The following is an 11,775-nucleotide window of genomic DNA, read 5'->3' on the forward strand; positions in this document are numbered from 1 at the left end:
TATCTTATCCAAGTCCGCCAGTTCATGCCGCACCCCCGCCGCATTCCCTTGGCAAGGGGAAAGGGCGTGCCTACATTGAGTTTAGCCGCATGGGGAGATAGTCCTCCATGCTTCATCTCCCTCTGGGGCAGAATCTGATCCGATGAATTCAAATTTCCGCAACTTCGCCTTGTGGGTGGTCATCTTCCTCCTGGTGCTGGCGCTTGTGACGCTGTTCCAGAGCCCGGGCCATCGCAGCGGCGGCAGCGACATTGCCTATAGCCAGCTTCTTACCGAGGCGGATGCTGGGCGCATTTCGAACGTGACCATCTCGGGGCCGGAAATTAGCGGCACGTATACGGATGGCCGGACCTTCACGACCTATGCGCCGAGCGACCCGATGCTGGTGTCGAAGCTGCAGCAGAAGGGCGTGCAGATCACCGCGCGTCCGCAATCCGACAGCACTCCCTGGTTCATCGCCGTTTTGATGAACATCCTGCCGATCGCGCTGTTCATCGGTGCGTGGGTCTTCCTGTCGCGCCAGATGCAGAATGGCGCGGGAAGAGCCATGGGCTTCGGCAAGTCCAAGGCCAAGCTTCTCACCGAGGCGCATGGCCGCGTGACGTTCGATGATGTCGCGGGCGTGGACGAGGCCAAGGAGGACTTGCAGGAGATCGTCGAATTCCTGCGCGATCCGCAGAAATTCCAGCGTCTCGGCGGCCGCATTCCGCGCGGCGTGCTCCTTGTCGGCCCTCCCGGCACGGGTAAGACCCTGACCGCGCGTGCGGTGGCAGGCGAGGCCAATGTGCCGTTCTTCACCATTTCGGGCTCCGACTTCGTCGAGATGTTCGTCGGCGTGGGTGCGTCCCGCGTGCGTGACATGTTCGACCAGGCGAAAAAGAACTCCCCCTGCATCATCTTCATCGACGAGATCGACGCAGTCGGCCGCCATCGCGGCGCGGGCTTAGGCGGCGGCAACGACGAGCGTGAGCAGACCCTCAACCAACTCCTGGTGGAGATGGACGGCTTCGAGGCCAATGAGGGCGTCATCATCATCGCCGCCACGAACCGCCCCGACGTGCTCGACCCGGCGCTGCTGCGTCCCGGCCGTTTCGACCGCCAGATCGTCGTGCCGAACCCGGACGTGCTCGGTCGCGAGAAGATCCTGCGCGTGCATGTGCGCAAGGTTCCGTTGGCTCCCGACGTCGACCTCAAGGTGATTTCGCGCGGCACGCCCGGTTTCTCCGGTGCGGACCTGATGAACCTCGTCAACGAGGCGGCTCTGCTCGCCGCACGCCGCGGCAAGCGTATCGTCACGATGCTCGAGTTCGAGGACGCCAAGGACAAGGTCATGATGGGCGCGGAGCGCCGCACCCTGGTCATGACCGACGACGAGAAGCGCCTGACCGCCTACCACGAGGCCGGCCACGCCATCGTTGCCCTCAATGTCCCGGCGACCGACCCGGTCCACAAGGCCACCATCATCCCGCGCGGTCGTGCGCTCGGCATGGTCATGCAGCTTCCCGAGCGGGATAAGCTGTCCATGTCCTACGAGCAGATGACCTCGCGCCTCGCCATCATGATGGGCGGCCGCATCGCCGAAGAGATGATCTTCGGCAAGGAGAAGGTCACGTCCGGCGCGCAATCCGACATCGAGCAGGCGACCCGCTTGGCTCGCATGATGGTGACCCGCTGGGGCTTCTCGCCGGAGCTCGGCACGGTGGCCTATGGCGAAAACCAGGAAGAGGTCTTCCTCGGCATGTCCATGGGACGCCAGCAGAACATCTCCGAGGCGACCGCGCAGAAGATCGATTCCGAAGTGCGCCGCCTTGTGGAAGGAGGGCTCGTCGACGCCCGCCGCATCCTCGAGGAGAAGCAGAACGATCTGGAGGCTTTGGCCAAGGGACTGCTCGAATATGAGACCCTCTCGGGCGACGAGATCCGGAATCTCATCGATGGTCAGCCGCCGATCCGGGATTCCGGCGATACGCTCGCTTCGACGCGCGGCTCTGCCGTGCCGACCGCAGGCAGGGGCCGACCCCGGGAGACCGACGGCGGCATGGAGCCTCAGCCGCAGGCATAAGGTCGAATTTGGTTATGAACTGAAAAACGCCCGCTGGTTCAGCGGGCGTTTTTCTTTGCAGGTGGGAAGTTGTCTTTTCACAAGAAGCACAATCTTTGGTGATTGTAACAATCGCTCATCACTTGTGATGGTATGGATCGGTCTGCCCGTCTTGACCGAATTCAGCGAGGTTGCTTTGAGGATGTCAAAGCGCAGATCTGCGCTACGGAATGCGGAGACAAAGAACGTGCGCAAATACTTCGGGACCGACGGCATCCGCGGCCGCGCCAATGGCCTCATCACGCCGGATCTTGCCCTGAAGGTGGGGCAGGCCGCTGGGCTTACCTTCCAACGGGGCGATTATCGTCACAGGGTCATCATCGGCAAGGACACTCGCCTGTCCGGTTACATGATCGAGAATGCCCTCGTTGCCGGGTTTACCTCGGTTGGGATGGACGTACTGCTGCTTGGCCCGATGCCGACGCCCGCGGTCGCCATGTTGACCCGCTCCATGCGCTGTGATCTCGGCGTCATGATCTCGGCCTCGCACAACGCCTATGAGGACAACGGCATCAAGCTGTTCGGTCCCGACGGGTTCAAGCTCAACGACGAGCTGGAGCTTGAGATCGAGGCCCTGATCGACTCTGACATGAAGGCGCGCCTGTCCGGTTCGGCGGCGCTGGGCCGCGCCAAGCGCATCGACAGTGCCGATGCGCGCTATATTGAGTTCGCCAAGCGCACCCTGCCGCGCCAGCTCGATCTCGAGGGCATGCGCGTTGTGGTCGATTGCGCCAACGGCGCGGGCTACAAGGTCGCCCCGGCGGCGTTGTGGGAACTCGGCGCCGAGGTCATGTCGATCGGTGTGGAGCCCAACGGTTTCAACATCAATGCCGAAGTCGGCTCGACCGCGCCGGATGCCCTGATCAATAAGGTGCGCGAGCTGCGCGCCGATATCGGCATCGCGCTCGATGGCGACGCGGACCGGGTTCTGATCGTGGACGAGAAGGGCCAGAAGGTCGATGGCGACCAGCTCATGGGCGTCGTGGCGCGGTCCTGGAAGGACGATGGACGCCTGACCCAGCCGGGTGTTGTGGCGACGATCATGTCCAATCTGGGTCTCGAGCGCTATCTTGGCGGTCTCGGCCTCAATCTGGTGCGCACGGCTGTCGGCGACCGCCATGTGCTGGAGCATATGCGCGCGCACGGGTTCAATCTCGGCGGCGAGCAGTCCGGCCACATCATCATGTCGGACTACACCACCACCGGCGACGGCCTGATCGCTGCCCTTCAGCTCCTGGCGGTCGTGAAGACCCTCGACAAGCCGGTGTCGGAAGTCTGCCATTGCTTCGAGCCCCTGCCGCAGGTGCTCAAGAACGTGCGCTACAAGTCCGGCAAGCCCCTGCAGAACGACGCGGTCGTCAAGGCCATCGAGGCCGGACGCGAGCGCCTCGGCGCGAATGGCCGCCTGGTCATCCGCCCTTCCGGCACCGAGCCGGTCATCCGCGTGATGGGTGAGGGCGACGACGGCGATCTCGTGAACCGCGTGGTCGACGACGTGGTCGATGCGGTCGCCCGTGCGGCGACGCAAGGTGGGGCGAGCGCCAGCGGCAAAAGCGCGGCCTGAGACGGCCGCCTTCTTTCTTTGCCAACCCCCAACCTGTCATCACTGGGCTCGTCCTGGTGATCTCGTTTTGAGGGGGCTCCAACAGAGATGACGCCGTCATCCGGCTCCGCGACTGTTTCGTTAAGGTTAATCGCCACTTAACTTCTCCGCGCTAAGGTAACGAAATCGCGTCTCATGCTGGCATTGAGACGCATTTGGAGCCAATGATCGTGGAGAATCCCGCTTGCGCCTGACGACGATTGCCCTGGCGAGTCTGGCTTTCGGCATGGTCGGCCTTGATGCCCGCGCTGCTGATCTGCCTCCGGCTCCCGTTCTCGATGACAGCGATGAAGCCTTCGATGCGGGCTGGTACCTGCGCGGGGATATTGGCGCGATCGATCACCTCGTCGCGCGGCACGGACGGGATTTCGGTGCGGGCAACGTGCCGCCTCTGGTCGGGACGCGATTCAGCCGGGACGTGGTCTTCAGCGGCGGCGTCGGATATCGCTTCACGCCATGGCTGAGGGCCGACGTCACCATCGACCATCGTTTCGAAGCGGCCTTCAGGGGAACGCGCTTCGCCTCGGCCTCCAATCACGCTGGTGATCGGGCGGATGTCGAAGCAACGACTTTCCTCGCCAACGGCTATGTCGATCTCGATTTGTGGGGAGGGATCACGCCCTATCTCGGCGCGGGCATCGGCGTGAGCCGCAATCGCTTCGACAGTGGCGAGCGGCTCGTCACAATGGCCGGTGCGTCGGTGGTCGCTCCTCTGCCGTCACGGACACACAACGTTTTCGCCTGGGCCCTGATGGCCGGCGTCGCCTTCGACATTACCGGAAATCTCACACTCGATCTCGGCTACCGCTATACCCGTCTCGGCAATGCCGGCACGGGCTTCGACGGGGCCGACATCACGCCGCGCGCCCGAGACATCGCCGCGCATGAATTCCGCGTCGGCGCGCGGTATCAGTTCGACTGAGATCGGGGCTGGCGTCCATGGATCGGCACGACGAGCATCGCGAATTATGCCGGATGCTCGAGCGCCTGACGCCCGGCCTTCTGCCACGCGACGTCTTTCATGCGATCGCACGCATCATGGTGACCACGACTTTCGTGGTCGTTCCGTTAGTTCAACGCGACGAGAGAACGCTCGTGCTGCTGCGCGCGCGGGATGGGGACGATCTCTCCTATCCTTCGATGTTGAACGTGCCAGGCACTGTCATTCGCGCGAGCGATGCGAATTTGCACGCGGCCCATGTGCGGCTGATCGCAACGGAACTGGCCGATGTCCCAATCAAGCGCGATCCGGTTTTCGTCGGCAACGTGTATGATCTGATCGCGCGGGGGCGCGAAGTGTCGCTCATTCACTGGGTCGAACTGGACAACGCCATCGAGTCCGCTGAACTGTGCGATTCCGAGAGGCTGCCTGACCATATCGTGCCAAGGGATAGGCATCGGATCGATATGGCAGTTGCCCATTTCCGAGCCCAAAAGCACGCGGAAGCGCTTGTCCGCGCTTGAGTTACCCTAAGAAACATCAAGCCTCTATTGCCCAGCTCCGGTCCAACTCCTCTACGTTGGGCATCTCGTGTTGTGACGCGTCTAGATTGTATTTGTTTGTTCAATGTCAAAGTATTTAAAGTACTCGTGCCATTATTATCCGGCTAATATTAAATTTTATTTCACTCTTCGACGGTATCGTTTCTAAAGGCGGCAATAAGAAAAATAGAGTATAAATTCCTAGTGCTTTATACGAATACGGATCGAGGCTGCCGGAAACGTTACAAAACGGGCTGAACGCATAGTTCACGGGGTGCCTTATCATGTCTTTTCTTTCGCGCTTTCGGATTCTTCCGAAGATTCTGACGATCGTTCTCTTCCTCTCGTTCATCGCCGCCGCGCTGAGCGTTCTTGGAATTCGCTCGTTGAGTTCGCTCAATGATGCAACCGATGCAATGGAGCGCGCGTCTAGCGGCGCATTGGCCGCTGCGCGCATCAGCATCAACATCACGTCGATGAATTCCGGCGAGTTCCGCCTGTCCGGCGATCCGCGTCCCGAGACGATCGATGCCGTCCGCGCTCAGATTGCGAAAGACACTCTGGAGTTCGACACGCGCCTGAACAACCTCCGCCAAAGTGTGGACCACGAGGATCAAGACGCTCTCCGGGAAGTCGAGCGACTCACCGCTTTGTATCGCAAAGAGGTTGAATCGACGTTCGCTGCCGCAAGTGCGGTGAAGAACTACAATGCTTCGGAGGAAATGCAGAAACTGCGTCAGGAAACCGAAAGCAGCCTCGACGTCGCCAGCAAGCTCAGACAAGCCATGCGGGCTTTGACCGAAAAACTCGATGCGCGGATGGTCTTGCTCTCCGACAACGCCACTGCGGAGTACCACCAAGCCTCAAGCCATCTCATGATCATTGCCGGCATCGGCGTCGCGCTCGGTCTGACCTTCGGTTTTCTGCTCGGACAGTTTGGTATCGCAAGGCCGATCCGCTCGGCAGTCGCCGTCCTGCAGCGTCTCGCCAATGGCGACTTCTCAAGCAATATCACCGGCGCTAACCGCAAGGACGAAGTTGGCGACGTTGCTCGCGCGGCCCTGGTCTTCCGCGACAATGGATTGGAGAAGATCCGCCTTCAGGAGGAGCAGGAGGCAGCCAAGGTTCAGAGCGATGCGGAGAAGCAGGCGGCGATGCATGACCTTGCGGATGGTTTCGAGAAGGCTGTCGGCGCTGTCGTGATGGCCGTGTCTTCGGCGGCAAATCAGCTTCAAGGCTCCGCGCATACGATGACGGCTGCGGCCGAGGAGACCTCGGTCCAGTCCCTGGCCGTGGCAAGCGCATCCGAGGAAGCCTCGACGAACGTGCAGACGGTTGCGGCTGCCGCCGAGGAATTGTCGATTTCGGTTCAAGAGATCGCACGTCAGGTTGCGGATTCAGCCCGCATCGCGACGGCTGCGGTGACCGACGCCGACGCCACGGCCGAGAAGGTGCAGCGTCTCTCGCATGCCGCAAACCGCATCGGCGATGTGGTCAGCCTGATCAGCAACATTGCAAGCCAGACGAACCTGCTCGCGCTCAACGCGACCATCGAGGCCGCGCGCGCCGGTGAGGCGGGCAAGGGCTTCGCCGTCGTGGCGCAGGAGGTGAAGATTCTGGCGGAGCAAACCGCCAAGGCGACGAGCGAAATCTCCGCCCAGATCCAGGAGATTCAGACTTCGACCGTCGAATCCGCCAATGCGATTCAGGAGATCACGAACGTGATCCGCACGATTCACCAGACTTCGGCAGCGATTGCAGCGGCGGTCGAGGAACAGGGAGCCGCCACGCAGGAGATCGCCCGCAATGTCCAGCAGGCTTCGCAGGGTACATCCGAAGTGTCGTCGAACATCAGCGGCGTGACGCGGGCAGCCGAGGAATCCAGCGCGGCCTCGGCCCAGGTGCTGACGTACTCATCGGATCTGTCCGAGCAATCCGAACTCTTGCGCGCGCAACTCAGCCAGTTCCTCGCGACCGTTCGCGCGGCCTGATCCCGCTTCTCAGGGAGCTTTGATAAAAGACGTCTGCCTGCGCCCGTTCATGGCGCAGGCAGACGTTTTCGTTTTCGGACTTACTCCGCCGGATGGGCGGGAGTGTGCCGCTGAGGCGCGGGGCCGATATCCTCGCCATGGGGCCTGAAGCCCGTCTTGGCCCGCAATTCATCGAGCAGATCGCTCACGTAGGTCGCGGGCTTCGTGTAGCCGCCGATGAGCAGGTAAATCGAAGGAACCACGAGGACCGTGAGAAGGGTCGAGAGCGTCACTCCGCCGACGATCACCCAACCGATGGCGCTGCGGGATTCCGCGCCAGCGCCCGTCGACCAAGCCAGCGGAATGGCGCCGCCGATCATCGCAATGGACGTCATGAGGATCGGCCGCAGGCGCAGCACAGAAGCCTCGATCACCGCTTCGCGCACCCCATAGCCGCGCTCGCGCAGCTGATTAGCGAATTCGACGATCAGGATGCCGTTCTTTGTCATCAGGCCGATGAGCAGGATCATGCCGATCTGGCTGTAGATGTTGAGCGACTGACCGGTCATGACCAGCGCCGCGAGGCCACCGGTAACGGCGAGCGGCACGGTGAGCATGATGATGAACGGATTGATCCAGCTCTCGAACTGCGCCGCGAGGACCAGGAACACCACGAGCAACGCCATGCCGAAGGTCATGTAGATCGCGCCGGACGCCTCGCGGAAGTCCTTGGACTGGCCCGTGTAGCCGATACGAGCCTCGGCCGGCAGGTTCTCCTGGACGATCTTTTCCAGCACGGCGAGACCTTCGCCGATGGACACGTCCGGCCTGAGCGACGACTGGATGGTGATTGAGCGCAGGCGGTCGAAGCGGTTCAGGGTCTGCGGTGCCGCGGATTCTGTCAGCGACACGAAGGAGGACAGCGGAACCAGATCACCGGTTCCGGACCGGATGAAGGTGTTGGTCAGGTCGTTTGGCGTGGCGCGATCCTGCGGTCGACCACGGATGATGACCGGATATTCCTCGCCACGGCTGACGAAGGTGGAGATCTGCGTCTCGCCGAACACCAATTCCAGCGTGCGGCCGATGTCGTCGATGGAGATGCCGAGATCGGCGGCGCGGGCGCGATCGATCTTCACGCGGATATCGGGCTGCGATTCCTTGTAGTTGGAATCCATGTTGATGAAGAGGCCTGTTTCCTGAGCCTTCTGCATCACGATATCGCGCCAGCCGCGCAAAGTGTCGTAGTCCGGCCCGCCGAGCACGAACTGGATCGGCTGCGAGTTGCCACGCTGGCCGAGCGAGCCCGGATTGGTTGGAAAGGCGCGCGCGCCGGGGAAGTTGGAGACTTTCGAAATGAGCTCTTGGGTCAGGTCTTGCTGCTTCATGCTGCGCTGTTCCCACGGAACGAGACGCACGATGATGAAGCCCGCATTGACCGGCGAGGGGCGCGCGAATCCAGGTGCCACCTGGCTTGTGATCGAGGCGACGACGCCCTTTTCCTGATAGGGGACGAGTTGGCGCTCGATTTCCTTGATGCGGTCGCGCGTATAGTCGAGGCTCGCGCCCTCCGGCCCGTTGACCTGGATGACGATCGCGCCGCGATCTTCCGTCGGCGCGAATTCCTGCGGGAGCGACTTGAACAATCCGTAGGCGGCGAACGATACGGTGACGCCCAGCGCCAGGATCACCAATGGGGCTTTCAGCGCCCGCGACAGGATGCCCCGATAGATGTTGTTCATGCCGGTGAAGAAGGGCTCTGTCATGGTCTGGATGCGGCCATGGGCCGGCACCATCAGTTTCGAGCAGAGCATCGGCGTCAGCGTGCGCGCCACGACGCCGGAGAAGAAGATCGCCGCGGCGAGTGTGATCGCGAATTCACGGAACAGCTTGCCCGTATTTCCGGTCATGAAGGCCAGTGGCACGAACACCGCCATCAGGGTCGCTGTCGTCGCGATAACCGCAAAGCCGATCTCACGCGCGCCGTCGAAGGAGGCGAGAAGCGGAGGCTGGCCTTCCTCGATGCGGCGGTGGACGTTCTCGATCTCCACGATGGCGTCGTCCACCACGATGCCGATGGCGAGCACGATGGCGAGCAATGTCAGCACGTTGATGGAGGCGTTGAAATAGCTCATCACCATGAAGGCGGAGACGATCGAGACCGGGATCGCCACCATCGCGACGATGGTCGAGCGCCAATCGCGCAAGAAAAGCAGGATCACCAGGATCACGAGGATCAGGCCCTCGACGAGGGTATGCAGCACGCCGTTGATGGAGGCGCGAATGAACTGGCTTTCATCGTAGGACACTTCCGCCGTCGTGCCGGGGGGCAGGGAGCTTTGCAGCTTGCCCAGTTCGGCGCGCACGTCGTCGGCGACGGAGAGGGTGTTCGCGGTGGACTGGCGGACCACACCGATGCCGACGGCGGTCCTGCCGGAATCGTAGAACTCGAAGCGGGTGTCTTCCGGGCCAACCTCGACCTTGGCGACCTCGCCGAGACGCACGAGATAGCCGTTCTTGTTCGAGATGATCACCTGCTCGAATTCGCGCGGGCTGGCGAGGCGCGAATCCGTCTTCACGGTAAATTCGCGCTGGGAGGATTCGATACGGCCGCCGGGCAGCTCCACGTTCTGCTTCTTGATCGCGCTCTCGATGTCCTGGACCGTCAGGTTGCGCGCGGCGAGCGCAGCGCGGTCGACCCACAGGCGCATGGCGTAGCGGCGTTCACCGGCCAGATACACGTTGGCGACGCCAGGAAGCGTCGAGAGGCGGTCCACATAGACCCGTTTCAGGAAGTCGCTGAGTTCGAGCGCATCGAGGCTCTTTGAGGTCACGCTGACCCAGAGAATGGCCGATGCGTTGTCGTCGACCTTGCGAATGACCGGCTGATCGACGCCGACCGGCAGGCGTCCGACGATGCGGAACACCGCGTCGCGCACGTCCGAGGTCGCGGCCTCGGGGGCGCGGTCCACGTTGAATTCGATCGAGACCGAGGAGCGCTCGTTCTGGCTCTGCGAGTTGATCTGGCGAATGCCTTCGATGCCGGCGACCGCACCTTCGATGACCTCGGTCACCCGGCTCTCGATCACCTCGTTCGACGCGCCGCGATAGATCGTCGAAATGGATACGACCGGTTTGTCGACGCTCGGATATTCGCGGACCGGCAGATTTGTGAGCGAGGCGATGCCACCCACGATTAACAGCAGGCTGACCACGACGGCGAGGACGGGGCGGCGGATGAAGATGTCGGAAACCTGCATGGCGATTCAGCTCACGAGCCGGTTGGAAACGAATGTCTCTCCCGCCGGAGCGGGAGAGGGGGGTCAATTGCGCTCGGCCGCAGCCGCGCTGCCAATGGCCTGCGGCAGGTTCACGGAGCTGCGCGACGGCTGTTCCTTCGTCGCGGCCGGAGCCGCCGGCTTTTGACCTGGAGCGCCGGAGCCGAGGGGGCGGGCGATGACCTCGCCGCCCGGGCGCACGCGCTGGACACCGAGGACCACGATGGTTTCGCCGACTTTCAACCCGTCAACCACTTCGACCTTGCCACCCTGGCGCTGGCCGATCGTGATGACGCGGCGCTCGACCTTGTTGTCCTTCACCGGATAGACGATCTGGCGCAGGCCCTCGCTGACGATGGCCTCTTCCGGCACGACGATGGCGTCTTCCTTGGTCGTGACTTCGAGCGCCACCGACAGGAACATGCCGGGTTTGAGCGCCTCGTCCTGGTTGTCGAAGTCGGCGGTCAAGCGCACCGTGCGGGTCGTCGGGTCAACGCGGGTATCGAGGATCGAAACCGTGCCCTTGAAGATCCGGCCCTGATAGGCGGGCGAGGTCGCGTTGACGGTCTGGCCCGGCTTGAGGCGGCCGAGAAGGTTCTCCGGAACCGCGAAGTCGAGCCGTACGCGGGAGAGGTCGTCGAGGGAGGTGATGCGGGTTCCCGGCGGAATATAGGCGCCGAGCGATACTGAGCGGGTGCCCACCCGGCCGGCGAAGGGCGCGCGGATGCTCAGATCCTGCAGCCGCGCCTCGGCACCCTTGCGCTGCGCCTGGGCGGCGGCGATGGAGCTTTCCAGCGATTTGACCTGGGCGGAGAGATCATCGACCTGCGCGCCTGTGCCCGCGCCGGTGCGGCTCAGAGCCTGCGCGCGTTCGAGCTTGATGGCGACTTCGTTGCGAACCGACATGGCGCGGTTCGTTTCCGCGAGCGTCTGCTCGATTTCGGCGCGGCGTTCCGCTGCGTCGAGCTGGACCAGCATGTCGCCGGCCTTGACCTGCTGGCCTTCTTCGAAGCCGATGGCACCGATAATGCCAGCGACTTTCGCGGTCACGGTGATCGATTCATAGGCACGCACGGTTCCCACGGACTCGCGGGTTTCGACGATCCGCCCGGTCTTGACCGTATCGACCTCGACGGTCGCCGGGCCGACTTGGGCGCCGCGTCCTCCGCGCCCTGAGGCGCTTGCCTGGCCGGACGATTTGGCGAAATAGGAGCCGACGACCGGCGCATTCGCCAAATAGCCGCCCTGATAGGCATACCAACCGCCAAAACCCGCTGCCCCCAGCACGGCAATGACGGCGAGCTGACCGGACACACGCATGCTCGCTCCTTAAGGAAGTCT

The 11,775-nt window shown here is 62.7% G+C and carries 7 protein-coding genes; 5 read left to right on the forward strand and 2 right to left on the reverse strand.

Annotated features, from left to right (window positions below):
* Positions 1-142: 142 nt before the first annotated feature.
* The 5 genes from ftsH to I2H38_RS15780 all read left to right on the forward strand — a co-directional run bounded on the left by ftsH (position 143) and on the right by I2H38_RS15780 (position 7,177).
* The gene (ftsH, locus tag I2H38_RS15760; protein ID WP_196272815.1) at positions 143-2,062 is read left to right on the forward strand and encodes an ATP-dependent zinc metalloprotease FtsH; all 1,920 of its coding nucleotides are present in this window, start codon (positions 143-145) and stop codon (positions 2,060-2,062) included.
* 226 nt (positions 2,063-2,288) lie between these two features.
* Positions 2,289-3,665, forward strand: coding sequence for a phosphoglucosamine mutase (gene glmM / locus I2H38_RS15765; RefSeq protein WP_196272816.1), 1,377 nt, complete (start codon positions 2,289-2,291; stop codon positions 3,663-3,665).
* 223 nt (positions 3,666-3,888) lie between these two features.
* Entirely contained in the window at positions 3,889-4,626 is a 738-nt protein-coding gene (locus tag I2H38_RS15770; protein WP_196272817.1) for an outer membrane protein, read from the forward strand.
* Positions 4,627-4,643: 17 nt separating this feature from the next.
* On the forward strand, positions 4,644-5,168 hold the full coding sequence (locus tag I2H38_RS15775; RefSeq protein ID WP_196272818.1) for a hypothetical protein: 525 nt from the start codon (positions 4,644-4,646) through the stop codon (positions 5,166-5,168).
* Between the two features lie 302 nt (positions 5,169-5,470).
* Entirely contained in the window at positions 5,471-7,177 is a 1,707-nt protein-coding gene (locus I2H38_RS15780) for a methyl-accepting chemotaxis protein (RefSeq protein ID WP_196272819.1), read from the forward strand.
* 80 nt (positions 7,178-7,257) lie between these two features.
* Here the strand turns inward: I2H38_RS15780 and I2H38_RS15785 are convergent, their stop codons facing one another.
* Positions 7,258-10,416, reverse strand: a complete 3,159-nt coding sequence (locus I2H38_RS15785) for an efflux RND transporter permease subunit (RefSeq protein WP_196272820.1) — start codon at positions 10,414-10,416, stop codon at positions 7,258-7,260.
* Positions 10,417-10,479: 63 nt separating this feature from the next.
* A complete protein-coding gene (locus tag I2H38_RS15790) occupies positions 10,480-11,754 on the reverse strand; it encodes an efflux RND transporter periplasmic adaptor subunit (RefSeq protein WP_196272821.1) in 1,275 nt (424 codons plus the stop codon).
* Between the last annotated feature and the right edge of the window lie 21 nt (positions 11,755-11,775).

Origin of the sequence: Microvirga alba, from assembly GCF_015694465.1 — a bacterium.
In the GTDB taxonomy this organism is placed as follows: Bacteria; Pseudomonadota; Alphaproteobacteria; order Rhizobiales; family Beijerinckiaceae; genus Microvirga; species Microvirga alba.

Bases quoted from the DNA above. Each gene is read 5' to 3' on its own strand.
- ftsH (WP_196272815.1), top strand. From the start codon at position 143: ATGAATTCAAATTTCCGCAACTTCGCCTTGTGGGTGGTCATCTTCCTC.
- I2H38_RS15775 (WP_196272818.1), top strand. From the start codon at position 4,644: ATGGATCGGCACGACGAGCATCGCGAATTATGCCGGATGCTCGAGCGC.
- I2H38_RS15780 (WP_196272819.1), top strand. From the start codon at position 5,471: ATGTCTTTTCTTTCGCGCTTTCGGATTCTTCCGAAGATTCTGACGATC.
- I2H38_RS15785 (WP_196272820.1), bottom strand. From the start codon at position 10,416: ATGCAGGTTTCCGACATCTTCATCCGCCGCCCCGTCCTCGCCGTCGTG.
- I2H38_RS15790 (WP_196272821.1), bottom strand. From the start codon at position 11,754: ATGCGTGTGTCCGGTCAGCTCGCCGTCATTGCCGTGCTGGGGGCAGCG.